Origin of the sequence: Janthinobacterium sp. HH102, assembly GCF_001758625.2 — a bacterium.
In the GTDB taxonomy this organism is placed as follows: Bacteria; Pseudomonadota; Gammaproteobacteria; order Burkholderiales; family Burkholderiaceae_D; genus Janthinobacterium.
The window spans coordinates 399,214-422,712 of sequence record NZ_CP062062.1 but is presented as its reverse complement, the minus strand read 5'-3'; the positions used below and the strand labels follow the sequence as shown (position 1 = coordinate 422,712).

20 protein-coding genes are annotated in these 23,499 nt (G+C 64.6%); 4 read left to right on the top strand and 16 right to left on the bottom strand.

Annotated features, from left to right (window positions below; genetic code table 11):
- Positions 1-24 precede the first annotated feature (24 nt).
- On the bottom strand, positions 25-618 hold the full coding sequence (locus JAB4_RS01860) for a glutathione peroxidase (protein WP_070219106.1): 594 nt from the start codon (positions 616-618) through the stop codon (positions 25-27).
- Between the two features lie 175 nt (positions 619-793).
- Here JAB4_RS01860 and JAB4_RS01855 point away from each other — a divergent pair, with 175 nt between their 5' ends.
- The gene (locus tag JAB4_RS01855) at positions 794-1,918 is read left to right on the top strand and encodes a poly(3-hydroxybutyrate) depolymerase (RefSeq protein ID WP_070218956.1); all 1,125 of its coding nucleotides are present in this window, start codon (positions 794-796) and stop codon (positions 1,916-1,918) included.
- A 6-nt stretch (positions 1,919-1,924) separates the two neighbouring features.
- Here JAB4_RS01855 and gabD read toward each other — a convergent pair whose 3' ends face one another.
- The 15 genes from gabD to JAB4_RS01780 all read right to left on the bottom strand — a co-directional run bounded on the left by gabD (position 1,925) and on the right by JAB4_RS01780 (position 19,115).
- Positions 1,925-3,379 (bottom strand): NADP-dependent succinate-semialdehyde dehydrogenase, encoded by a 1,455-nt coding sequence (gene gabD / locus JAB4_RS01850; RefSeq protein WP_070218955.1) that lies wholly within the window; start codon positions 3,377-3,379, stop codon positions 1,925-1,927.
- Between the two features lie 80 nt (positions 3,380-3,459).
- Positions 3,460-4,302, bottom strand: coding sequence for a PPK2 family polyphosphate kinase (locus JAB4_RS01845; protein WP_121670809.1), 843 nt, complete (start codon positions 4,300-4,302; stop codon positions 3,460-3,462).
- Positions 4,299-4,721, bottom strand: coding sequence for a CoA-binding protein (locus JAB4_RS01840; protein ID WP_070218954.1), 423 nt, complete (start codon positions 4,719-4,721; stop codon positions 4,299-4,301). The genes JAB4_RS01845 and JAB4_RS01840 overlap by 4 nt, the downstream gene beginning before the upstream one ends.
- A gap of 222 nt (positions 4,722-4,943) precedes the next feature.
- Positions 4,944-5,600 carry a bifunctional 2-keto-4-hydroxyglutarate aldolase/2-keto-3-deoxy-6-phosphogluconate aldolase gene (locus JAB4_RS01835; protein ID WP_070218953.1) on the bottom strand — a complete coding sequence of 219 codons (657 nt, stop codon included), beginning with the start codon at positions 5,598-5,600 and terminating at the stop codon, positions 4,944-4,946.
- Between the two features lie 13 nt (positions 5,601-5,613).
- Positions 5,614-6,507, bottom strand: a complete 894-nt coding sequence (locus JAB4_RS01830) for an SMP-30/gluconolactonase/LRE family protein (protein WP_070218952.1) — start codon at positions 6,505-6,507, stop codon at positions 5,614-5,616.
- A gap of 14 nt (positions 6,508-6,521) precedes the next feature.
- Positions 6,522-8,252: an L-arabinonate dehydratase gene (gene araD / locus JAB4_RS01825; RefSeq protein ID WP_070218951.1), complete on the bottom strand. Its 1,731-nt coding sequence runs from the start codon at positions 8,250-8,252 to the stop codon at positions 6,522-6,524.
- Complete coding sequence (locus JAB4_RS01820; RefSeq protein ID WP_070218950.1) at positions 8,249-9,262, bottom strand: 2-dehydro-3-deoxygalactonokinase; 1,014 nt, start codon at positions 9,260-9,262, stop codon at positions 8,249-8,251. The genes araD and JAB4_RS01820 overlap by 4 nt, the downstream gene beginning before the upstream one ends.
- A gap of 84 nt (positions 9,263-9,346) precedes the next feature.
- Positions 9,347-10,114, bottom strand: a complete 768-nt coding sequence (locus JAB4_RS01815; protein ID WP_083287248.1) for a hypothetical protein — start codon at positions 10,112-10,114, stop codon at positions 9,347-9,349.
- Positions 10,111-11,310, bottom strand: a complete 1,200-nt coding sequence (locus JAB4_RS01810) for a DNA-binding transcriptional regulator (RefSeq protein WP_070218948.1) — start codon at positions 11,308-11,310, stop codon at positions 10,111-10,113. Before JAB4_RS01810 ends, JAB4_RS01815 begins: the two co-directional genes overlap by 4 nt.
- A gap of 32 nt (positions 11,311-11,342) precedes the next feature.
- A complete protein-coding gene (locus JAB4_RS01805; RefSeq protein WP_070218947.1) occupies positions 11,343-12,485 on the bottom strand; it encodes a sugar ABC transporter permease in 1,143 nt (380 codons plus the stop codon).
- Positions 12,482-14,053, bottom strand: coding sequence for a D-xylose ABC transporter ATP-binding protein (xylG, locus tag JAB4_RS01800; protein WP_070218946.1), 1,572 nt, complete (start codon positions 14,051-14,053; stop codon positions 12,482-12,484). Before xylG ends, JAB4_RS01805 begins: the two co-directional genes overlap by 4 nt.
- 197 nt (positions 14,054-14,250) lie before the next feature.
- On the bottom strand, positions 14,251-15,252 hold the full coding sequence (gene xylF / locus JAB4_RS01795; RefSeq protein WP_034752745.1) for a D-xylose ABC transporter substrate-binding protein: 1,002 nt from the start codon (positions 15,250-15,252) through the stop codon (positions 14,251-14,253).
- A 123-nt stretch (positions 15,253-15,375) separates the two neighbouring features.
- Positions 15,376-17,163, bottom strand: a complete 1,788-nt coding sequence (locus JAB4_RS01790) for an IlvD/Edd family dehydratase (protein WP_070218945.1) — start codon at positions 17,161-17,163, stop codon at positions 15,376-15,378.
- On the bottom strand, positions 17,160-17,927 hold the full coding sequence (locus JAB4_RS01785; protein ID WP_070218944.1) for an SDR family oxidoreductase: 768 nt from the start codon (positions 17,925-17,927) through the stop codon (positions 17,160-17,162). Before JAB4_RS01785 ends, JAB4_RS01790 begins: the two co-directional genes overlap by 4 nt.
- Positions 17,928-17,954: 27 nt before the next feature.
- Positions 17,955-19,115 carry a fumarylacetoacetate hydrolase family protein gene (locus JAB4_RS01780; RefSeq protein ID WP_070218943.1) on the bottom strand — a complete coding sequence of 387 codons (1,161 nt, stop codon included), beginning with the start codon at positions 19,113-19,115 and terminating at the stop codon, positions 17,955-17,957.
- A 375-nt stretch (positions 19,116-19,490) separates the two neighbouring features.
- Here JAB4_RS01780 and chvE point away from each other — a divergent pair, with 375 nt between their 5' ends.
- From chvE to mmsB, 3 genes are all read left to right on the top strand, one after another.
- Positions 19,491-20,567: a multiple monosaccharide ABC transporter substrate-binding protein gene (gene chvE / locus JAB4_RS01775; RefSeq protein ID WP_070218942.1), complete on the top strand. Its 1,077-nt coding sequence runs from the start codon at positions 19,491-19,493 to the stop codon at positions 20,565-20,567.
- Between the two features lie 113 nt (positions 20,568-20,680).
- On the top strand, positions 20,681-22,222 hold the full coding sequence (gene mmsA / locus JAB4_RS01770) for a multiple monosaccharide ABC transporter ATP-binding protein (protein ID WP_070218941.1): 1,542 nt from the start codon (positions 20,681-20,683) through the stop codon (positions 22,220-22,222).
- Positions 22,212-23,429 carry a multiple monosaccharide ABC transporter permease gene (gene mmsB, locus JAB4_RS01765; RefSeq protein WP_070218940.1) on the top strand — a complete coding sequence of 406 codons (1,218 nt, stop codon included), beginning with the start codon at positions 22,212-22,214 and terminating at the stop codon, positions 23,427-23,429. The genes mmsA and mmsB overlap by 11 nt, the downstream gene beginning before the upstream one ends.
- Positions 23,430-23,499 lie beyond the last annotated feature (70 nt).

The window sequence follows — 23,499 nt, the reverse complement described above, 5'->3', positions numbered from 1 at the left end:
CAAGCCTGCTTGTGTATCTGCAATTTACATCGCCAGCGCTTTTTCCACCGCGCCAACGAGTTTCTTGTCGTCCGGCGTCACCTTGCTGGGGAAGCTTTCCACCACTTTACCGTGGCGGTCGATCAGGTATTTGTGGAAATTCCAGGCCGGGGTCTTGCCCGTCTGCTTGATCAGGTCCACATACAGCGGGTTCGGATTGGGGCCGGAGACGACGGACTTCGAAAACATGGGGAACTTCACGCCATAGGTGTTGTAGCAGAAATCGGCGATTTCCTTGCTGTTGCCCGGCTCCTGCTTGCCGAAATCGTTCGACGGGAAACCCAGCACCACCAGGCCCTTGCTGCCGTACTTGGCGTACAGCGCCTCAAGCCCTTCATATTGATTGGTAAAACCGCAATAACTGGCCGTATTGACCACCAGCACGACCTTGCCTGCGTACTGGCACAGGTTTTGCGGCGCTTCATCCTGCAGGCGGTTGAAGGTCTGCTTGAGGATGGCGGGGCAGGCGGCCGGAGCTATGGCAGCTGGCGCGGTTTCGGCGGCATGGGCCGGCATGGCCAGGCTGGCGCCGGCGGCAAGGGTGGTGAGCGCAAACAGCTGGGCAAGGGTCTTGGACATGAGGGGCACCATGGTTGAACGAAAAAAAACCATTCTATGTCAAACGCCGCGCGCGCGTACAAGACGGACAACAACAGCGATAGCTTGAGCGACATCAACGACGGTGCAGTACTTGCCCAGCGCACAGTTTTTTTACCTATGCTCGGCCTTCCTGTCCCTGCCTTGTGGAGTTGCCATGCCCTACCCGCACCTGACCGCATTACCCACCGCCCTGCTCGCCGCCAGCCTGCTCATCCTGGCGCCAGCCAGCACGCACGCCGCCACGACGGCCAAAGCCGTCAAACCCGCCGCAACAAAGGACGCCCCCGCCCTGCCCGGCTACCAGGCCGATCTGAGCCAGACCACAGTGTCCGGCCTGTCCTCGGGCGGCTTCATGGCGGCGCAGTTTGCCGTCGCCTACTCGGCCACCGTCGCCGGCGCCGGCATCATCGCGGGCGGCCCGTATTTCTGCTCGGGCCAGCCGGGCCGCTTCCCGTATATTCCCTACCTGACGAATGCCCTGACCACTTGCATGAATCCGGGCAGCGCGCAAGTGGCGCCGCCCGTCGCCAGCGAATTGCTGCGCGCGGCGAACGATTTTGCGCGCGAACGTCTCATCGATGACACGGCCAACCTGAAACGCCAGCGCGTGTATCTGTTCAGCGGAACGAAAGACCAGACCGTGACGCGGCCGGTGGTGGAACAGGTGGGGAAATTCTATCAACTGGCAGGCACGCCGGCGGCGCAGATCCGCTTCGTCGACACGCTAGGCGCGGGCCACGCCATTTTGACCGACAGCAATCAGGACAAGCCGTGCGCCGTGACGGAGTCGCCGTTCATCAACGACTGCGACTACGTCCAGGCGCGCGACATCCTGCAGCACCTGTACCCGGACCTGCAACCGTCGTCGACCACCCTGACGGGCAAGCTGATCGCCTTCAACCAGCGCAGCTTCATCCAGAACGCGTATTCGAGCATGAACAATACGGGCTATGCCTACATCCCGAAAGCGTGCGACAGCGAGAGCTGCCGCGTGCACGTGGTGTTCCACGGCTGCCTGCAAACGACGCAGGCGATCGGCGACCGTTTCTATACCAGCACCGGCTACAACCAGGTGGCGGACGCCAACAAGATCATCGTGCTGTATCCGCAGGCCGAACCGAGCCCCGTCTATCCGTACAACCCAAAAGGCTGCTGGGATTTCTGGGGCTACACCAGCATCAACCCGATCGACCCGGATTTCTACCGCAAGAGCGGCACGCAGATGGAAGCGGTCAAGGGCATGCTGGACCGCCTCGCCGCGCGCCGCGGCTCACGCTAGGCGGTCTTAGATGCCGCCCATGCAGATGTACTTGATGACGAGATAATCTTCGATACCGTAGGTCGACCCTTCACGGCCCAGGCCCGATTGCTTGACGCCGCCGAAGGGGGCGATCTCGTTCGAGATCAGCCCCGTGTTCACGCCCACCATGCCCGTTTCCAGGCCTTCTGCCACGCGCCAGATGCGGCCGATGTCGCGCGAATAGAAGTAGGCGGCCAGGCCGAATTCCGTGTTGTTGGCCAGGGCGATGACTTCATCGTCCGTCTTGAAGCGGAACAGGGGCGCCAGCGGGCCGAAGGTTTCCTCGGTGGCCACGCGCATGTCATTCGTCACGTCGGCGATGATGGTCGGCTCGAAGAAGCCGTTGCCCAGCGCATGGCGCTTGCCGCCGGCCAGCAGGCGGCCGCCCTTGCCCAGCGCGTCGGCCACGTGCTCTTCCACCTTGGCGACGGCCTTGGCGTCGATCAGCGGGCCTTGCGTGACGCCCGCCTCGATGCCATTGCCCACCTTCAGCTTGGCCACGGCGGCCACCAGCTTGTCGGCAAACGCGTCATACACGCTGTCCTGCACGTACAGGCGGTTGGCGCACACGCAGGTCTGGCCCGCGTTGCGGTATTTCGAGGCGATGGCGCCTTCCACTGCCGCATCCAGGTCGGCGTCGTCGAAGACGATGAACGGCGCATTGCCGCCCAGTTCCAGCGACAGTTTCTTGATCGTCGGCGCGCACTGTTCCGCCAGCAAACGGCCCACTTGCGTGGAACCCGTAAACGTCAGCTTGCGCACGATGGGGTTCGACGTCATTTCGCCGCCGATGTCTTTCGGCGCGCCCGTGACGATGCTGAACACGCCCGCAGGCACGCCCGCGCGCTCGGCCAGCACGGCCAGCGCCAGCGCGGAAAACGGCGTTGCCTCGGCCGGTTTCAAGACCATCGGGCAGCCGGCGGCCAGGGCCGGGCCGACCTTGCGGGTGATCATGGCGGCGGGGAAATTCCACGGCGTGATGGCGGCGCACACGCCGATCGGCTCCTTGGTGATGACCAGGCGGCGGTCCGGCCACGGCGATTGCAGGGTATCGCCTGCAACGCGCTTGCCTTCTTCGGCAAACCACTCGATGAACGAGGCGCCGAACTGCACTTCGCCCTTCGCTTCCGGCAAGGGCTTGCCCTGCTCGGTGGTCATGATCAGCGCCAGGTCGTCGGCGTTTTCCAGGATCAGGTCATGCCAGCGGCGCAGCACGGCCGCGCGCTCCTTGGCCGTCTTCTTGCGCCAGGCGGGCCAGGCGGCATTGGCCGCCTCGATGGCGCGGCGCGTCTCGGCTGCGCCCATCAGGGGCACCGTGCCGATATGCTCGCCGGTGGCGGGATTGCTCACATTAATCGTCTGGCCACCATCGGCATCCGCCCAGGCTCCATTCACGTAAGCCTGGTGACGCAACAAGGTAGGATCTTTCAACTGCAGCATATGGATCTCCGGTCTGGTTTGAATTATCGACGAGGGATACTATGCCACAGCGCGGCCGATTCCGCAGGCGATGGGCGGAACTACTCGACCTTGAAAGACGACAGTTTCGGGTCCGGCGCCGGGTATTCGAGCTTCATGGCCTGCAGCGTTTCCAGCAGCAGCGAGGCCACCACCAGGTTGCGCTGCGTCTTGGAATTCGATGGCACCACGTACCACGGCGCGTGATCGGCATCGGTCTCGCGGATCGCCGTTTCATAGGCGCGCTGGTAGCCATCCCACTTCTTGCGCTGGGCGATATCGTTGGGATCGAACTTCCACTGGCGGTCGGGATCGTCGAGCCGCTCCTGCAGCCGTCCCCGCTGCTCGTCCTTCGAAATATGCAGGAAGACTTTCAGGATGACGGTGCCCGTCTCGCTCAGCATGCGCTCGAAATCGCGGATCTGCGCGTAGCGGCGCTGGCATTCGGCCTTGTCGATCATGTCCTGCACGCGCGTGATCAGCACATCCTCGTAATGGCTGCGGTTGAAGATGGCGATCTCGCCCTTGACGGGCACGTGCTGGTGCACGCGCCACAGGTAGTCGTGCGCCAGTTCGATATCGGTGGGGCCCTTGAACGCCACGGCGCGGATGCCCATCGGGTTGATATTGCTGAAGATGGCCTTCACCGTGCCATCCTTGCCCGAGGTGTCCATGCCCTGCAGGACCAGCAGCACCTTCTTCTTGTGCTGCGCGTACAGCATGCTCTGGCACTCGGCGATCTGCGCCGTCAACGCCACGGTTTCCTCGCGGTCCAGGGCCTTGCACTGGGCTGGGGTCAGCTTCTTGTTGGCCGCCTTGGTGGCCGCGCCCAGCAGGCGCTTGCCGGCGAATTCCTCGTTCAGATCAAAACCTTTGCCGGCCCGGAATTGCGTGCGCGCCTTCATGCCGCCACCGCCAGCTTGCGGTGCTCGATTTTTGTGCAATGGTCCATCACCACGTCCAGGCCCGCCGCCCGCGCCAGCTGCGCCGCCTCCTCATTGATGACGTCGAGCTGCAGCCACAGGCAGCCCGCCTTGACGGCGATGGCTTCCTCGGCGATGGGCAGGATATCTGCCGGCTTGCGGAAGCAGTCGACGATGTCGATGCGCGCCGGCGCGACGGCAGCCGCAGCCTGCGTCAAGGTGGCGTAAGCGCGCTGGCCCAGCACGTCGCGCCCGGCCAGGGCCGGATTGACGGGCAATACGCGATAGCCATGCCGCAGCAGGTAGTCGGCCACTTCGTGGCTGGCGCGTTCGGGCTTGTCGGACATGCCGACGATGGCGATGATGCGGCTGTCTTGCAGGATGCGGGCGATGTTGGACATGGTTTCTATAGTCAGGCGTGCGACATTGCCCGCCTAGCGTAGCAGATTCCCGTCCCGCCGGGAGCTAGCCAGAAGACTTAGAGCCTATCCCGGTAGGGAGCGTCTTCTGCTGGCAACGCATCAGGAGCGCGGACAAGGCGTGAGGAGGACGCGTGGCGAGCCACGCGACGACGATCAACGCAGTCCCCGCTCCTGAGGGGCGTCAGCAGGGGATGTATTCATCTACTGGGATAGGCTCTTAGCCATACGCACGGCCGCCATCTGCGCCACGAAAGCTTGCGCGCGCGCCGTCACGGCCGCGTAATCTCCCGTGGCGCCCGGGCCACTGAGGCTGCTGCCGATGCCCACGGCCACGGCGCCGCTGGCAAACCATTCCGGCAGGTTCTCCACCGTCACGCCGCCCGTCGGCATCAGCGGCGCTTGCGGCAACGGGGCGCGCAGGGCCTTGATATAGGCGGGGCCGAACATCTCGGCGGGGAAGACCTTGACGATGTCGGCGCCCGCCTGCAGGGCCGTGACGATCTCCGTCGGCGTCATCGCCCCCGGCATGGACAGCACCTGGTAGCGCTGGCACAGCGTAATCGTCTCCACGTTCACGCCGGGCGAGATGATGAACTGCGCGCCGGCCAGGATGGCGGCGCGCGCCGTCTCCGTATCGAGCACCGTGCCCGCGCCCAACAGCACGTCAGGACCATGGCGTTCGCGCAAGGTGCGCAGCACGCCCAGGGTATCGGGCGTGGTGAACGCCACTTCCAGCGCCGTGATGCCGCCGGCGATGCACGCCTCGGCGATCTGCACGGCCGCCTGCGCCGAATTGGCGCGCACGATGCCGACCATGCCCCGCCCGAGGATGCCATTGAAAACCATGTGCTTTTGCATCGGCTCTCTCCTGTCAGGCCGGCAGGGCGCCAAAGCGCACTTCCGGCAAACCGCGCACGCCCACCTGGCGCGCATGAAACAATCCGCCGGCCAGCGGTTCGCCCGCCAGCTGGACCGGGGTCAAGCTTTCCTGCGCCGTCGTGACGAACAATTCATCGTAATGCGGGCCGCCCAGGCTGACGCAGCTGGGCTGCGAGACGGGCAAGGCTATCGCCCGTTCGACGCTGCCGTCCGGCGCGAAGCGCAAGACCCTGCCCGCGCCCCACTGCGCGCTCCACAAGTGGTCATCCGCATCGATGGTGGCGCCGTCGGCGGCGCCCGGCCCCGGATCGAGCACGGCAAACACACGTACCCGGCTGGCGTCGCCGCCCAGGTAATCATCCCAGCGGTAGATCGCCTTCTTCATCGAATCGCAAAAATACATGGCCGTGCCATCGACGCTGAAGCAGATGCTGTTCGAGATGGCGATCTGCGGCAGCGGCAGCCGTTCCAGGCTCAAGTCCAGGTTGAGGCGGTAGAAGCTGGCGATCGCATCGCGGCACGGGCGCTCATCGAGCGTGCCGAAGACAAAGCGTCCCTGGCGGTCGCAGCGGCCATCGTTCAGGCGCGTCATGGGCAGGTCGCCCTCCACCGTATGCAAGGGCGTGACGGCCCCGCTGCACGCGTCAAACCACGCCAGGCGCGAGGCCAGTCCCAGCAACAGGATGTCGTCGCGGTCCGTCAGCGCGAAACAGGCCAGGCGCTCGGGCATGTCCCAGCGCTGGCGCTCCCCCGTGGCCAGCACCAGCGCATGCAGCTGGCAGCCTTCGATATTCGTCCAGAAAACGCGGCCGCTGCGTTCGCACCAGCGCACACCCTCGCCCAGGAAATTCTGCGCATCGACCAGTAATTGGGCCTGTGTCCCCATGTCTATTCCTTCTTTCAGTGAGATTCGCGTGGTACTGCCGAACCACGGCAGCCGACGAGGAAGTCCAGATCCGCGCCTTCGTCGGCCTGCGTCACGTGCTTGATGTACATGGACTGGTAGCCGCCCTTCATGGCCGGCTCGGGGGCGCGCCATTCTGCGCGCCGGCGCGCCAGCTCGGCCTCGTCGACGTCCAGGTGCAAGCGCCGTCCCGCCACGTCCAGTTCGATCATGTCGCCGTCGCGCACCAGCGCCAGCGGCCCGCCCACGGCCGCTTCCGGCGCCACGTGCAGCACCACCGTGCCGTAGGCCGTGCCGCTCATGCGCGCGTCCGAGATGCGCACCATGTCGCGCACGCCCTGCTCCAGCAGTTTTTTCGGCAATCCCATATTGCCCACCTCGGCCATGCCAGGGTAGCCCTGCGGGCCGCAATTTTGCAGCACCATCACGCAGCTGGCATCGATATCGAGCGCGGGATCGTCGACGCGCTTTTTGTAATGCTCGATGCTGTTGAAGACGACGGCGCGGCCACGGTGCTGCATCAGCTCGGGCGACGCGGCCGAGGGCTTGATGACGGCCCCGCGCGGGGCCAGGTTGCCCTGCAGGACGGCGATGCCGCCTTCGTCCTTGAATGGCTGCGCCAGCGGCGTGATCACTTCGGGATTGAAATTTTCCGCCTCGGCCACGTTGACGGCCATGGTCGCCCCCGTGACGGTGAGCGCCCCGCCATGCAATTTGCCCAGCAAGTCGCGGATGATCACGGGCAGGCCGCCCGCATAATAAAAATCTTCCATCAGGTACTGGCCCGACGGCATCAGGTTGAGCAAACAGGGAATGTCGCGGCCCAGGCGGTCCCAGTCGCCCAGGCGCATGTCCACGCCGATGCGCCCGGCAATGGCCAGCAGGTGGATCACGGCATTGGTCGAGCCGCCGATGGCGCCGTTGACCATGATGGCGTTTTCAAACGCTTCGCGCGTGAGGATCTGCGACAGTTTCAGGTCTTCATGCACCATGTCGACGATGCGCCGGCCCGTCAGCTGCGCCTGCAGCTTGCGGCGCGCATCGACGGCGGGAATGGCCGCGTTGCCGGGCAGGGTCACGCCCAGCGCTTCGACCATGCTGGCCATGGTCGATGCCGTGCCCATGGTCATGCAGTGGCCGGCGGAGCGCGACATGCACGATTCGGCCTGCTTGAATTCGTTTGAGGTCATGCGCCCGGCGCGCACGTCTTCGGAAAACTTCCACACGTCCGTGCCCGAGCCGATCGGCTTGCCCCGGTAATTCCCGTTCAGCATGGGGCCGCCAGACAGCACGATGGTGGGCAAGTCCACGCTGGCCGCGCCCATCAGCAGCGCGGGAGTGGTCTTGTCGCAGCCCGTCAGCAGCACCACGCCGTCGATGGGGTTGGCGCGGATCGATTCTTCCACATCCATGCTGGCCAGGTTACGGAACAGCATGGCCGTCGGGCGCAGATTCGTCTCGCCCAGCGACATGACGGGAAATTCGACGGGAAAGCCGCCCGCTTCGAGCACGCCGCGCTTGACCATCTCGGCCAGGTCGCGGAAATGGCCATTGCAGGGCGTCAGTTCGGACCAGGTATTGCAGATGCCGATGACGGGACGGCCATCGAAAGCGTCGCCGGGATAGCCCTGGTTCTTCATCCAGCTGCGGTGAATGAAACTGTCCTTGTCGTCGCCGCCAAACCACGCTTGCGAACGCAAGGGACGCTTGTTCTTGTTGCTGCTCATACTGTCTCCTGCGGGGAAATCAAGCCGCGCGCGGCGGCGATCAGCAGCGCACCGTGACCGGCCAGATAGTCTTGCTGCTGGTCGTCGACGATGATGCGCTTGCCATAAAAAAATCCGTGTTCTTCGATCAGCAAGCCGAGCGCCTGGCGCAGCATGGGCTTGCCCGTAATGACGAGCGGCGTATCGGGCCGCATCTGGATGGCGGTGCTGTTGCGCAGCGCCAGCAGGTCGCCGCTGAGGACGGCACCCATCAGGAAATTGGCCCGCTCATTGCATTCGATGGCGCTGAACTGGCCCAGGGTGCGCACGCTGAAGCAGGCGCGCGCCAGCCCCGTTTTTTGCGCCGCGGCCGCGCCGGCCAGCAGCATTTTCGGCACCAGGGTCTGGGCAAAACCGCCATCGACCGATTGCTTGATCAAGGTGTGCTGCGTGATCGCCTGCAGCAATTCCCCGGCGATGGTGGTGCTGCAGCCGAGGATGCGGCGCTGCTCGTCCACGCTGATCAATTTGGTATGCGAGCCGGGCATGATCAGGGTCGCCGCGCCGCGCAACTGCAGGCGCTCGAGCAGCGCGACGACTTCCGTCTCTTCGCCGCGCATCATGTCCATCGCTTCGACGTTATGCAGGCCGACGGCGCCATGCTGGTTGCGCACGCCGGGAATCAACCACAGGGGCTGCGCCAGCACGTCGGGCAAGTCCACCGCCTGCATGCCTTGCGCCAGCTGGGCCAGGCCGGCAGGCGCCGGCAGATGCGGCACTTCCTGCACACCCATGGGCGAACTGATCATGCCCGAAGCGAGCGCCAGGTCCACGGCCGACGGCGCGATGCCGGCGCTGGCCAGCACGCTGGCGATGGTGTCGCGCAGCGCCTGTTTCAGCGCGCCGTTATGGCCATCGATGGCGGTATTGCGCACGCCCGTTTCCAGCTGCGCCTGGGCGACGACGGCGCCGCCGCGCCACAGCAAGGTACGCGTATTGGTGGTGCCGGCATCGATGGTGAGTATGTTCATGGGCAGGTTCGCAGCGTCGGTAAGGGCAAAAATAAATGAGGGAAAAACTACCCCATGGTAGAACTGCCCCGCATATCTGACCAATCACTTATTTGACATCATTGATACCGGTTCGGATATGTCAAACGCATCGATATCCTGCACGCCCAAACGGTAGGCGAGCTGGAACCGCCTCACCTGTCCCGGCTGCAATTGCACGCCCTGCGCCAGCAGGGAAAAACAGCGCGCATCGGAATACAGATGACAGCTGTCCTGGGTGCTGGAAAAACGCAGGACGCGGCCGGAAGCGGGGTCGGCAACCCGCGCCGCCTCGCGCAGCTGGCCGCTGCCCGTCCAGTAAAAGTCATGCCGGAATCCCGCCGATTGCGCCAGCGCAGGCCAGGCCAGGCGTGAAGCAAGCGGTGCCGGCTGGCGGAAGTCAAACGCGCTGCCCGCCACGTCGAGCGGAGCGCTGCAAGAGTGGCCGCCAGGCCAGTAGCGGTCCGCTGCCAGACGCAGCACATGGTCTCCCACTGCAGCGCGGCCGCCCTGCAGATTGAAGCGGGGCGCGGCAAGCGCAAAACGGGAAACCGCATCGGCCGTGGCGGCGCAGTCGAGGTGCAAGCTGCCATCGTCGTCAAGCCGGTAGGCCAGTCGCACCGACAGGCCGTCCTGCGCCAGGCGCAGCAGCAAGCGGCCGTCGTCCGGCGGGTCGCACCGCCAGCCCGTGGACGCGTGCGCCGCAGAGGGTGCCGCGCCCAGCACGTCGGCCAGGCGGCCATAACGGTCGGGCGCCCACCAGGCCCGCACGCTGGCATCGTGCGCGTCGATGGCCACGCGCATGCCGCGCGCATTGCGCAGCAGATGCATCATGGCGCCTGCCCGGGCGCTGGCGGCGGCCGGCTGCGCTGCTGGAATTCGCGCGGCGTGCAGCCGAGTTCGCGCTTGAAGACGGCGTGCATGTACTGCACCGTGGTAAAGCCGCAACGCACGGCCACCTCGGCCACCTGTCCCGGCCCGCGCGCCAGCAGGGTCTTGGCCGCATCGAGCTTGAAATGCAGGATCTCGTCGTGCACGCTGCGCCCCAGCTCGTGGCGGAAGTGCGCTTCGAGCGAGGAGCGCGACACGCCCACGTAATCGGCCACCTGCTCCGTCTTGATGCCCTGGCAGGCGTACTGGCGGATGAAGTGGCGCGCCTGCATCACCTGCGGATGCTGGAAGGGCTGGTGGCGCGTGGACGCGAGCACGTTCAGGCCCGCCGGCGGCACGAGGATGCGCGTGCCGGACAGGCGCGCGCCGTTGAGCATCTGGTGCAGCAAATGCGCGGCCGTGCGGCCCATTTCCTCGGTGCCCTGGATCACGGAGCTCAAGGGAATGCGCGTGAGCATGCGCGCCAGCGGGTCGTTGTCGATGCCGATCAGGGCCACTTGCTCCGGCACGGCGATCCCCGCATGCATGCACGCTTGCAGCAGCTGGCGCGCGCGCGCGTCGCTCACGGCGATGATGCCGACGGGCTTTTCCAGACTGTTGAGCCAGGCGATCTGCTGCTCCACCGCCTCGTCCCACGACGGCGCGCTGGTGGCCACGCCCCGGTACACGTCGGCGCGCATGTGGTCGCGCTCCATCAGGGCGCAAAATGCCGTTTCGCGTTCCTGAGCCCAGCGGTTGACATCGGCCTCAGGCAGGCTGAAACAGGCAAAGCGGCTCAGTCCCGCTTCCACCAGGTGTTCATAGGCCAGCTTGACGATCTTGAAATTGTCGGTCGCCACGTACGGGATGCCGGCCGGGTAATCGTCCTCGCGCGCATACGAGCCGCCCACGGCCACCACGGGCAGGCGGCTGTGCGCCAGCGCCGCGCAGACGGCGGGATCGTCGAAATCGGCGATGATGCCGTCTCCCTGCCAGCGCTCGATGCCGGGCAGGCGGCAGCGAAAATCCTCTTCCAGGAACAGGTCCCACGACACGCGCGTGGTGTTCAGGTAGGCGGCGATGCCCGCGATGATGTCGCGGTCGTAGATCTTATTCCCGTTAAACAGCAGCGCGATCCGGTGCGCGGTCGGCATCTTCATGGTGTCTCCTCCCGTGCCAGATCGTTTCACGGCTATCTACGCCCCGCTCGCGTGCTGACATCGACCCACACGGCCAAAGTGAGGATACTGCCTTTCACGATCATCTGCCAGTAGGTGTCCACGTCCAGCATGGACATGCCGTTATCGAGGCTGGCCATGACCAGCGCGCCGATCAGGGCGCCGTACACGGTGCCCGAGCCGCCGCGCATCGAGGTGCCGCCGATGAAGCAGGCGGCAATGGCGTCGAGTTCGCTGAAGGTGCCGGCCGACGGCGAACCGGCCGCCAGGCGGCCCGTGTTGATCAGGCCGGCGAGCGCGCACATCAGGCCCATGATGCCGAAGATCCACAGCTTGACGGCTTTCACATTGATGCCGGACAGGCGCGTCGCTTCCATATTGCTGCCCACGGCGTAGATGCGGCGGCCGAACACGGTCTGGCTGGTGATGTAGCTGAACAGTCCCAGCAGCGCCAGCAACAGCAGCACGGGCAGCGGGATGCCTTCATAGCCGTTCAGGGTCCGCACGAAGGCATACAGCACGGCGCCGATGACGGCCAGGCGCAGGCCGTCGGCCCAGGGCGCCGTCTGCGGCAAGCCATGCTGGGCGCGGCTGGCGCGCGCGCGCCACGTCAGGAAGGCGGCCAGCAGGAACAGGCCGATGCCCAGCACGATGCCGGGCACCGCGGGCAGGTAGCCCTGTCCCAGGTAGACCATCGGCTCGGAGACGGGCGCGATCGTGATGCCGCCCGTGATGCCCAGCAGGATGCCGCGATACGCGAGCATGCCGCCCAGTCCCACGATGAAGGACGGGATGCCCCGGTACGCCGTCAGGTAGCCATTGAGCAGGCCGATCACCAGGCCGCAGCCCAGCACCGCCATCAGGTTCAGCGCCAGCGGCCAGTGCTGCGTGACGTCCAGCACGGCGGCGATGCCTCCCAGTAGCCCCAGCAGGGAGCCGATCGACAGGTCGATCTCGCCGGCGATAATCACCAGCACCATGCCGCAGGCGAGGATGCCGGTGACGGACATCTGGCGCAGCAGATTCGACAGGTTGCGCGGCGTGAGGAAGCTGCCCTCCGTTTTCCACGAAAAGAAGGCCCAGATCAGCGCCACGGCGATCAGCAGGGCCAGCATCTTGTATTGGGTGAACAGCTGTTTGATACTGTGCGGTTTCATGCTGCGGGTTCCTTGTTTGCGGTGTTGGCGGCGGGTGCCGGGCGCTGGTCCAGCGCGGCCGCCAGCACGGTTTCCTGGCTCAGGCCATCGTTGATAAAGTCGCCGCGCAGGCGGCCTTCGCCCATCACCAGCACGCGGTCGGATACGCCCAGCACTTCGGCCAGTTCCGACGAGACCATGATGATGGCCACGCCACGGTCGGCCAGCGCCAGCATCAATTTGTAGATTTCATATTTGGCGCCCACGTCGACGCCGCGCGTGGGTTCGTCAAGGATCAGCACGCGCGGGCGCGTCAGCAGCATCTTGGCCAGCACGGCCTTTTGCTGATTGCCGCCCGACAGGCTCGTAATGGGCAGCGACGGGCTGGCCGCCTTCAGTTCCAGCTGCGCGATCTCGCCGCGCACGGCCGTCAATTCCGCCTCGCCATCGATGCGCGTGGCACGCGCGAATTGCTCCAGCACGGCCAGGGTGATGTTCTGCCCCACGTCGAGGTCGGGCACGATGCCGTGATGCTTGCGGTCTTCCGGCACCATGGCCAGGCCCATGGCAATCGCCTTTTGCGGCGACGAAGTGTCGATGCGGCGGCCATCGAGCCACACTTCGGCCTGGCACGGCCCCTGGTAGGCGCCGAACAGGGCAGAGACGAGCTCCGTGCGCCCCGCCCCCACCAGGCCGGCGATGCCGAGGATCTCGCCCTTTCGCAGGGTGAACGACACATCGTCGACGCGCTTGCGCTGCGGGTTGTCGGCGTCGATGCAGCTTACGTGGCGCGCCTCGAACAGCACTTCGCCGATAGGTGCCGGCTGCGCACGCTGCGGATACAGCTGGCTCATTTCGCGGCCCACCATTTGCGCGATGATGCGCTCGACGTTCATCTGCGCCATCGGCGTGGTGGCGATATGCTTGCCGTCGCGGATGACGACGATGGTGTCGCAGATGGCCGCCACCTCATCGAGCTTGTGCGAAATATAGATGCAGGTGACGCCCTTGGCCTTCAGCGCGCGCAGGATATCGAGCAGCACGGCGATTTCCGACGCCGTCAGCGACGACGACGGCTCGTCGAGGATCAGCAGGCGCGCATTCTTGTTGAGCGCCTTGGCGATTTCCACCAGCTGCTGGTGGCCGCCGCCGTAATTCATCACGGGGTGCGCTACGTTCAGTTCGGGAATTTTCAGTTCGCGCAGCAGCTCGTCGGCGCGCTTGTACATGGCCGCGTAATGCATGCGCCCGCCGGGCAGAGTGAGCTCGCGGCCCATGAAGATATTCTCGGCCACGGACAGCTGCGGCACCAGCATCAGTTCCTGGTGGATGATGATGATGCCCGCGTCTTCCGTGTCGCGGATCGATTGCGCGCGCAGGGGCTGGCCATCCCACAGGATCTCGCCATCCCAGGTGCCGTGCGGGTACACACCGGACAGCACCTTCATCAGGGTCGACTTGCCGGCGCCATTCTCGCCGCACAAGCCGATGCACTCGCCGGCCCGCACCTGCAGGTCGATGCCGTCAAGCGCGCGGACACCGCCAAACTGTTTGACGATGCCTTTCATTTCAAGCAGATAGTCGGACATGCTCACTCTCGTTGCGGATACGGGGGAAATGTCGGATTACGCGGCGCCCATGGCGCCGCTAATCCGACCTACGGTCGATGCGGACGGCCGACACCACCACCGGCGTTTCCGGAGCCGGCGATTGTCGGATAACGGCCGATGCGGGCAATCGTAGGTCGGCTTAGCGCGCAGCGCGTAAGCCGACAGCAAGCGGGTAATCAATTACCCAGCTGCGCCTTGGTATAGAAACCGTCGTCGACGAGAATGTTCACGTTCGCCTTGGTCAAGGGCGTGGGTTTGAGCAGCACCGTGCTGACTTTTTTCAGGCCGTTGTCATAGCTGGAGTTGTAGGCGGGCTTTTCATTGCGCGCCAGTTGCACGGCCAGCTTGGCCGCTTCGGCGGCGATGGTTTTCAGGGGTTTGTAGACGGTCATCGATTGCGTGCCGGCGATGACGCGTTTGACCGCCGCCAGATCGGCGTCCTGGCCCGAGACCGGCACCTTGCCGGCCAGTTTTTGCGCGGCCAGGGCCTGGATGGCGCCGCCGGCCGTGCCGTCGTTCGAGGCGACGATGGCGTCGATCTTGTTGCCGTTGGCCGTCAGCGCGTTTTCCACGATGGACAACGCTTCGGTGGCGCTCCAGTCCTTCACCCACTGCTGGCCGACGATCTTGATATCGCCCTTGTCGATGAACGGTTTGAGCACCTTCATCTGGCCTTCGCGCAGCATCTTGGCGTTGTTGTCGGTCGGCGAACCGCCCAGCAAATAGTAATTGCCCTTCGGCTGCAGCTTGGTCACGCCTTCGGCCTGCATCTCGCCCACTTTCTCGTTGTCGAACGAGATATACGCATCGATATCGGCGTTCAGGATCAGGCGGTCATACGACAACACCTTGATGCCGGCCTTTTTCGCTTCCTTGACGGTGTTGTTGAGCACAGTGGCGTTGAACGGCACGATCACCAGCACGTCCACGCCGCGCGAGATCAGGTTTTCGATCTGCGAAATCTGGCGCTGCTCGCTGGCGTCGGCCGACTGCACGAAGACCTTGGCGCCCTGCTTTTCGGCGGCGGCGATGAAGAAATCGCGGTCGCGCGTCCAGCGTTCCACGCGCAAGTCGTCGATGGAAAAGCCGATCTTCGGGTTTTTCGCATCGGCCAGGGCGGCGCTGCTGCTCAATGCCAGCATGGCGGTCATGATGGCTGCACTGATGATCTTGTTCATTGTGTGTCTCCTTGTGGATTTTTTAGCTACATTTTTTAACTGCGGGTACTGCTGAAAAATTTTATGTCTGTGGTGGTGTCGGGTTACGCGCGGAGCGCTACCCGACCTACCGCGACCTGCCTGCTAATGGTTGTGGCGCGGCAGGGTCTGGCCCACGGCGCGGTATTTCAGGGCCAGCTCCATGCAGGCGCCCGTTTCCAGCTGGCCCACGCTGGCGCGGTAGATTTCCTGCCACGGCGTGGCGCTGCCGTTGACGGGCGGCGGCAGTTCCTGGGCGCGGCGCGCCAGTTCAGCCGCATCGACCAGCATGTCGCACTGGCCCCCGTTCAGGTCCACGCGGATGATGTCGCCCGTGCGCAGCAGCGCCAGGCCGCCGCCGACGGCGCTTTCCGGCGACGCGTTCAGGATCGAGGGGCTGTCCGAGGTGCCCGACTGGCGCCCATCGCCCAGGGTCGGCAGGTTCAGAATGCCCGCCTTCAGCAAGGCGTCGGGCGGCTGCATGTTGACCACCTCGGCCGAACCGGGCCAGCCGACAGGGCCGGCGCCGCGCATGACCAGCATGCAGCTGTCGTCGATATTGAGCGCCGGGTCGTTGATGCGCGCGTGATAGTCAGCAGAACCGTCAAAGACGATGGCGCGCGCCTCGAACACGCCCTCGCTGCCAGGGCGCGACAGATAGCGCTCGCGGAAGGCGGGCGAGATCACGCTGGTTTTCATGATGGCGAAGTCGAACAGGTTGCCCTGCAAGGCCATGAAACCGGCCTTTTCCTTCAGCGGCGCGGCAAACGGGCGGATCATCTCGCGGTCCGCGCTTTCGCGGCCCTGCAAGTTGGCCGCCATGCTCTGGCCCGTGACCGTCAAGCGGTCCGCGTGCAGCAGGCCCGCCTGCTGCAGCTCCCACATCACGGCCGGCACGCCGCCGGCGCGGTGGAAACGCTCGCCCAGATACTTCCCGGCCGGCTGCATGTTCAACAGCAGCGGCACATCGTAGCCATGTTCCATCCAGTCGCTCGAATGCAATGCCACGCCCGCATGGCGCGCCATGGCCATCAGGTGCGGCTGGGCGTTGGTGGAGCCGCCGATGGCCGCGTTGACGATGATGGCATCCAAAAATGCCTCGCGCGTGAGGATGCTCGACGGGCGCACGTCGTCATGCGCCATGCCGACGATGCGGCACCCCGTTGCATAGGCGATCTGGCCCCGTTCGCGGTACGGCGCGGGGATGGCCGAGCAGCCCGTCAGCGACATGCCCAGCGCTTCGGCCAGCGCATTCATCGTCGATGCCGTGCCCATGGTGTTGCAGTGGCCGGCCGACGGCGCCGAGGCGGCGGCGATCTGCAGGAATTTGTCGTTGTCGATCAAGCCGGCGGACAGCTGGCGGCGGCCCTTCCAGATGGCCGCGCCGGAGCCGACCAGTTCGCCGTCCATCCAGCCGTCGAGCATGGGGCCGCCCGACAGCACGATGGCGGGAATGTCCACCGTGGCGGCGGCCATCAATTGCGCCGGCGTGGTCTTGTCGCAGCCCGTCGTCAGCACCACGGCGTCGATCGGATAGCCATGCAGGACCTCCACCAGGCCCAGATACGCGAGGTTGCGGTCCAACGCGGCCGTGGGACGGCGGCAGTTCTCGAAGATCGGGTGCAGCGGGAATTCCATCGGGATGCCGCCCGCGTCGCGGATGCCGTCGCGCACGCGCTGGGCCAGCTCCAGATGGATGCGGTTGCAGGGGCTGATATCGCTGCCGCTTTGCGCGATGCCGATGATGGGCCGGCCCGAGCGCAGTTCCTCGGCCGTGATACCGTAGTTCATGAAGCGCTCGAGGTACAGCGCCGTCATGTCGATGTGGTCGGGATTATCGAACCAGTCCTGCGAGCGGAAGCGCCGCGCCTGGCGGTTGCCTGAGGTGCTCATGCGCCGTACCAGCCTGCGTCGACATAGTATTCGCGTCCCGCGCACTTGGCCGCGTTGTCGGACGCCAGGAACAGCGCCAGCGCCGCCACGTCTTCCGGCTCCACGCGCAGCTGCAGGCATTGTCCCTGCAGGATCACGGCTTCCGCTTCCGGCGTATGCCACAGCCGCTCCTGGCGCGGCGTGCGCACGGCGCCGGGAATGATGCAGTTGACGCGGATGCCGTCGGCACCCAGGTCGCGCGCCAGGCCGCGCGTCAGCCCTTCGATGCCGGCTTTCGCCGTCATGTAGATCGACAGGTTCGCTTGCGCCAGGTGCCAGGAAATCGAGCCCAGGTTGAGGATCACGCCGCTGCCCTTGGCGCGCATGGCCGGCGCCACTGCCTGGGCGCAGAAATACTGGTGGCGCAGGTTGACGGCCATGCGCTCGTCCCAGTAGGCGGGCGTGACGTCCTGCAGCTGGTGGCGGTCGTCATTGGCCGCGTTGTTGACGAGGATATCCGTGGCGCCCGCGCTGTGTGCGATCTCGGCGAAGGTGGCGGCCAGGGCGCCCAGGTCCGTCAGGTCGCAATAGCGGAAAACGGGCGGCTGCGCCAGGTGCGCCAGCTTTTCCTGCAGCGCCAGCGACGCCTCGCGGGCGATGTCGAGAAAGGTGACGTGGGCGCCCTGGCGCGCGAACGCCTCGACGATGGCCACGCCGATGCCGGTGCCGCCGCCCGTGATGACGACGCGCTTGCCGGCCAGGCTGGGGTAAGTTGCATGCTGCATGGTGTCTCTCTTTTTAAAATAATCGGATCAAAGCAAGCCGCGTTGCGCCAGGTTCTGGTACAGCGCGCGCACGCCGAACGTCCAGGGGGCAATCGCATCGCAGCGCTGCACTTCGTTGACCAGCGCACCCAGCGCGGCGCTGGCAATCGTCACGCGGTCGCCCAGGTGGTGCGTAAAGCCGCCGCCCTGCGCGCCGCGGTCCTTTACGGGCGAGAACATGGTCCCGAGGAACAGCATGAAACCGTCCGGATACTGGTGGTACTGGCCCGCCGTCTGGCGCACCAGGTCAAGCGGGTCGCGGCTGATTTCGCGCATGAAGCTGGCGCCTTCGAGCACAAAGCCGTCGTCCGCGCCTTCGATCAGCAGCGAAACTTCCGCCTCGCGCACGGTGTCGAGCGTGAAGTGCTCGTCGAACAGGCGGATGAAGGGGCCGATGGCGCAGGAGCCGTTGTTATCCTTGGCCTTGCCCAGCAAGAGGGCGCTGCGCCCTTCGATGTCGCGCAGGTTGACGTCGTTGCCCAAGGTCGCCCCCAGCACCTCGCCACGGCTGTTGACGGCCAGGACGATCTCGGGCTCCGGGTTGTTCCAGGCGGACGATGGCAGCAAGCCCACCTGCGCGCCGCAGCCGACCGACGACATCGGCTGCGCCTTGGTAAACACTTCCGCATCGGGGCCGATGCCCACTTCCATGTATTGCGACCAGGCGCCGCGCTGCTGCAGCTGCTGTTTCAAGCGCTGCGCCGCCTCCGAGCCGGGTTTTAATGCGGACAAGTCGCCGCCCAGTGTCGTTTGCAGCGCGGCGCGCAAGCTTGCCGCGCGCGCCGCGTCGCCGCCCGCCTGTTCCTCGATCACCCGTTCGAGCAGGCTGACGGCGAAGGTCACGCCGCAGGCCTTGACGGCCTGCAGGTCGCACGGCGCCAGTAGCAGCGGCTCGCCGGCCGGCGCGGCCAGCGCCTGCTCCAGCAGCGCCTGCACGGGGCCGAGCGCGATGCCGGGCGCATGGCGGGCGATATCGAGCGCATCGCTGCGTTCGAACAGCTCGGCCACCGTCGCTACCGTTTGCGTGATGTCGACCACCTCGCCGCCGCGCACGGCGACGACGCAGGGGCCGTCACGCCAGATGCGGCCGATGAGGAGAGCCTGCGCCAGGTCGGCGGGCAACAGGGAGGCGGGGGAAATCGGCTGCATGGCAAGCTTTCAAAAGGTCGTGACGGGATGGCTGGTCTTCAAGTTCGGACCGATTCTGCGCGCCGCCCTGTGTCGCCGCAATTACGAAAATCACCAAATTGAATGATGATTATTGGTATTGCAGCGCACCAAAAAAAGCCGCCGCCCGGCCCCCGTTCCCGTCCTTTCCGCAGGCGGGAAAGCATGCAATGGCGCATCGCATCAATTGGCCTATCGATATCGTTTTGGATATCGGCTATGCGAAAAAAGTGATTGGTGAGGGATGGATGGACAAACTAGTATCAGCCGTGGCCCGCAATCGGCCATTCGCACGGAGCCCGCCCGCTGGACGACGGCCCTGGCACATTCAACTATCAAAGACGGTGGAGACCTGAAATGAAAACAACAATGAAAATGCTGACCGCGAGCCTGGCGCTGGCCATCTCCGGCATGGCGGTAATGCCCGTGGCAAGCGCCGCAGACAAGGGCGCGATCGGCATCTCGATGCCGACCAAGTCGTCCATGCGCTGGATCGCCGACGGCGACAACATGGTCAAGGTATTCAAGGAGCGCGGCTACAAGACGGACCTGCAGTTTGCCGACGACGATATCCCGAACCAGCTGGCGCAGGTGGAAAACATGATCACCAAGGGCGCCAAGGTGCTGGTGATCGCCGCCATCGACGGCACCACCTTGTCGAACGTGCTGCAAAAGGCGGCCGACAAGGGCATCAAGGTCATTTCGTATGACCGTCTGATCCGCGGCACGAAAAACATCGATTACTACGCCACCTTCGACAACTTCCAGGTCGGCGTGCTGCAAGCGGGCTATATCGAATCGGCGCTGAAACTCAAGGAAGGCAAGGGTCCGTTCAATATCGAACTGTTCGGCGGCTCGGCCGACGACAACAATGCGCACTTCTTCTACAACGGCGCTCTGTCGGTCCTGAAACCGTACATCGACAGCGGCAAGCTGGTGGTGCGCTCGAAGCAGATGGGCATGGAAAAGGTCGCCACCCTGCGCTGGGACGGCGCCGTGGCGCAGGCCCGCATGGACAACCTGCTCAGCGCCTATTACGGCAATGCGAGAGTCGACGCGGTGCTGTCGCCGTATGACGGCTTGAGCATCGGCATCCTGTCCTCGCTCAAGGGCGTCGGCTACGGCACGCCGAAACAGCCGTTCCCCGTCGTGACGGGCCAGGATGCGGAAATTCCGTCGGTGAAATCGATCATCCGCGGCGAACAGGCATCGACCGTGTTCAAGGACACGCGCGAACTGGCCAAGGTCACGGCCAATATGGTCGACGCGATGATGAGCGGCAAGACGCCGGCCGTCAACGATACCAAGACCTATAACAACGGCGTGAAGGTCGTGCCGTCCTACCTGTTGAAACCGGTCACCGTCGACAAGGCGAACTGGAAGCAGGTGCTCGTCACCGGCAGCGGCTACTACACGGAAGCGCAAGTGAAATAAGCATCCATGGTACTGAAGGCCCGGCACTGCCGGGCCTTTCGCTTCACGCACGATCAAGAACAAGACTGCCGCACGACCGCTGCCCACCAGCGCGGCCGTGCCAGAGAGGTTATATGACGAACACTATCCTGGAAATGCGCGGGATACGCAAAACATTCCCGGGCGTCGTTGCGCTCGACAATGTCAACCTACGGGTACGCAGCGGCGAGATCCACGCCATCGTCGGCGAAAACGGCGCCGGCAAATCGACCCTGATGAAAGTGCTGAGCGGCGTCTACGGCCATGGCAGCTATACGGGCGACATCGATTACCTGGGCCAGACGCGGCACTTCCGCGGCATCAAGGACAGCGAAGAAATCGGCATCATCATCATCCACCAGGAACTGGCGCTGGTGCCCCAGCTGTCGATCGCCGAGAATATCTTCCTCGGCAACGAACCGTCCCGCATGGGCGTCATCGACTGGGAATACGCGCAAGCGAAGACGCGCGAACTGCTGCAGAAAGTCGGCCTGAAGGAGTCCCCGGACACCCTGATCACCAATCTGGGCGTGGGCAAGCAGCAGCTGATCGAGATCGCCAAGGCGCTGTGCAAGGACGTCAAGCTGCTGATCCTCGACGAGCCGACGGCCAGCCTGAACGAGAGCGACAGCGCGGCCCTGCTCGACCTGCTGCTGGGCCTGAAAGCCCAGGGCATCGCCTCGATCCTGATTTCGCACAAGCTCAATGAAATTTCACGGGTCGCCGATGCCATCACGGTGCTGCGCGACGGGAACACGGTCGACAGTTTCGACTGCCGCACGGAGCCCGTCAGCGAAGACCGCATCATCGAAAAGATGGTCGGGCGCGAAATGGCCGACCGCTATCCGCCGCGCACGCCCACCATCGGCGAGACCATTTTCGAAGTGCGCGACTGGCGCGTCTTCCATCCCGAGCATGCCGACCGCCCCGTCATCAAGGGCATCAATATGCACGCGAAAAAGGGCGAGATCATCGGCATCGCCGGCCTGATGGGCTCCGGGCGCACGGAACTGGCGATGAGCCTGTTCGGCCGCGCCTACGGCCAGCGCATCAGCGGCACGGTGCTCAAGAATGGCCAGGAGATCGACGTCAGCACCATCGGCAAGGCGATCGCGCACGGCCTCGCCTATGTCACGGAAGACCGCAAGGGCCTGGGCCTGATCCTCGAGGAAGACATCCAGAAGAACACCAGCCTGGCCAACCTGGACGCGATTTCGCGGCACATGGTGATCGACGAGCAGCGTGAATTCGGCGTGGCCGAGGAGTTCCGCCGCAAGCTCAAGACCCGTTGCTCGAGCGTGGCGCAGAAGGTGGTCAACCTGTCCGGCGGCAACCAGCAGAAAGTGGTGCTGGCGAAATGGCTGTTTTCGCGCCCCGACGTGCTGATCCTCGATGAACCGAGCCGCGGCATCGACGTGGGTGCCAAGTACGAGATCTACAGCATCATCAGCGAGCTGGCCGCCGAAGGCAAATGCATCATCATGATTTCCTCGGAAATGCCGGAATTGCTGGGCATGTGCGACCGGATCTATGTCATGAACGAAGGCCGCTTCGCGGCAGAACTGAGCGCGGCAGAAGCATCGCAGGAACGCATCATGCGCGCGATCGTTACACACGGAGAAAACAATGGACAATAAATTGACAGCAGGCGCGCCGGCGGCAGCAGCGCCAGCGGCCGCGCCGCAAGCGAAAAGCTATGCCGGCTTCCTGAAAAACAATATGCGCGACTACGGCATGCTGCTCTCGCTGATCGTCATCATGGGCTTTTTCCAGTACATGACGGACGGCACCCTGATGCAGCCGCTGAACCTGACGAACCTGGTGCTGCAAAACAGCTACATCGTCATCATGGCGCTGGGCATGCTGATGGTCATCGTGGCCGGCCATATCGATTTATCCGTCGGCTCGGTGGTCGGCTTCGTCGGCGCGCTGGCCGCCGTCCTGATCGTCAACTACCACATGCATTTTGTCGCCGCCAGCATCCTCTGCCTGCTGGCCGGTGCCGTCATCGGCGGCGCGCAAGGCTATTTCGTCGCCTTCTTTAAAATCCCGTCCTTCATCGTCACGCTGGCCGGCATGCTGGTGTTCAAGGGCCTGACCCTGGCGTTGCTGGCTGGCCAGTCGGTCGGTCCCTTCCCGGAAGGCTTCCAGATGCTCAGCTCCGGCTTCCTGCCCGACCCGTTCGGCGGCGACAACCTGCGCGGCCTGTCGCTGCTGCTGGGCGTGATCGCCGCCGCTGCGCTGATCGTCACCTCGCTGCGCAGCCGCGCCAAGCAACTGAAACACGGCATGGAAAACGAGCCACGCGCCTTCTTCCTGCTGAAAAACGCCATCTTTGCAGCCGTGATGGTGTATTTCAGCTACCTGCTGGCGTCGTACCGCGGCTTTCCCAACGTGCTGGCCGTGATGTCGCTGCTCATCGTCGCCTACACCTTCATCACCAACCGCACCGTGCTGGGCCGCCGCGTGTACGCTGTGGGCGGCAACGAAAAGGCGGCGCGCCTGTCCGGCATCAAGACGGAACGGGTCAGCTTCTACACCTTCGTCAACATGGGCATGCTGGCCGCGCTGGCCGGCCTGATCTTCGCGGCGCGCCTGAACACGGCCACACCGAAGGCGGGCACAGGTTTCGAGCTGGACGTGATCGCCGCCTGCTTCATCGGCGGCGCCTCGGCCTCGGGCGGCGTGGGCAAAGTGATGGGAGCCGTCATCGGCGCCTTCATCATGGGCGTGATGAACAACGGCATGTCCATCATGGGCATCGGCATCGACTACCAGCAGGTGATCAAGGGCCTGGTACTGCTGGCGGCCGTGTTCATCGACGTGATTAATAAAAATAAATGAGAAGAACAAGGAAGCACAGGTTCGAGCCTTAGGGGGCTCTGGCCGGCGTTCGCGCCGGCCTTTTTTATTC

Coding starts and splice junctions, on each gene's coding strand:
- JAB4_RS01860 (WP_070219106.1), bottom strand. CDS start 618: ATGTCCAAGACCCTTGCCCAGCTGTTTGCGCTCACCACCCTTGCCGCC.
- JAB4_RS01855 (WP_070218956.1), top strand. CDS start 794: ATGCCCTACCCGCACCTGACCGCATTACCCACCGCCCTGCTCGCCGCC.
- gabD (WP_070218955.1), bottom strand. CDS start 3,379: ATGCTGCAGTTGAAAGATCCTACCTTGTTGCGTCACCAGGCTTACGTG.
- JAB4_RS01845 (WP_121670809.1), bottom strand. CDS start 4,302: ATGAAGGCGCGCACGCAATTCCGGGCCGGCAAAGGTTTTGATCTGAAC.
- JAB4_RS01840 (WP_070218954.1), bottom strand. CDS start 4,721: ATGTCCAACATCGCCCGCATCCTGCAAGACAGCCGCATCATCGCCATC.
- JAB4_RS01835 (WP_070218953.1), bottom strand. CDS start 5,600: ATGCAAAAGCACATGGTTTTCAATGGCATCCTCGGGCGGGGCATGGTC.
- JAB4_RS01830 (WP_070218952.1), bottom strand. CDS start 6,507: ATGGGGACACAGGCCCAATTACTGGTCGATGCGCAGAATTTCCTGGGC.
- araD (WP_070218951.1), bottom strand. CDS start 8,252: ATGAGCAGCAACAAGAACAAGCGTCCCTTGCGTTCGCAAGCGTGGTTT.
- JAB4_RS01820 (WP_070218950.1), bottom strand. CDS start 9,262: ATGAACATACTCACCATCGATGCCGGCACCACCAATACGCGTACCTTG.
- JAB4_RS01815 (WP_083287248.1), bottom strand. CDS start 10,114: ATGATGCATCTGCTGCGCAATGCGCGCGGCATGCGCGTGGCCATCGAC.
- JAB4_RS01810 (WP_070218948.1), bottom strand. CDS start 11,310: ATGAAGATGCCGACCGCGCACCGGATCGCGCTGCTGTTTAACGGGAAT.
- JAB4_RS01805 (WP_070218947.1), bottom strand. CDS start 12,485: ATGAAACCGCACAGTATCAAACAGCTGTTCACCCAATACAAGATGCTG.
- xylG (WP_070218946.1), bottom strand. CDS start 14,053: ATGTCCGACTATCTGCTTGAAATGAAAGGCATCGTCAAACAGTTTGGC.
- xylF (WP_034752745.1), bottom strand. CDS start 15,252: ATGAACAAGATCATCAGTGCAGCCATCATGACCGCCATGCTGGCATTG.
- JAB4_RS01790 (WP_070218945.1), bottom strand. CDS start 17,163: ATGAGCACCTCAGGCAACCGCCAGGCGCGGCGCTTCCGCTCGCAGGAC.
- JAB4_RS01785 (WP_070218944.1), bottom strand. CDS start 17,927: ATGCAGCATGCAACTTACCCCAGCCTGGCCGGCAAGCGCGTCGTCATC.
- JAB4_RS01780 (WP_070218943.1), bottom strand. CDS start 19,115: ATGCAGCCGATTTCCCCCGCCTCCCTGTTGCCCGCCGACCTGGCGCAG.
- chvE (WP_070218942.1), top strand. CDS start 19,491: ATGAAAACAACAATGAAAATGCTGACCGCGAGCCTGGCGCTGGCCATC.
- mmsA (WP_070218941.1), top strand. CDS start 20,681: ATGACGAACACTATCCTGGAAATGCGCGGGATACGCAAAACATTCCCG.
- mmsB (WP_070218940.1), top strand. CDS start 22,212: ATGGACAATAAATTGACAGCAGGCGCGCCGGCGGCAGCAGCGCCAGCG.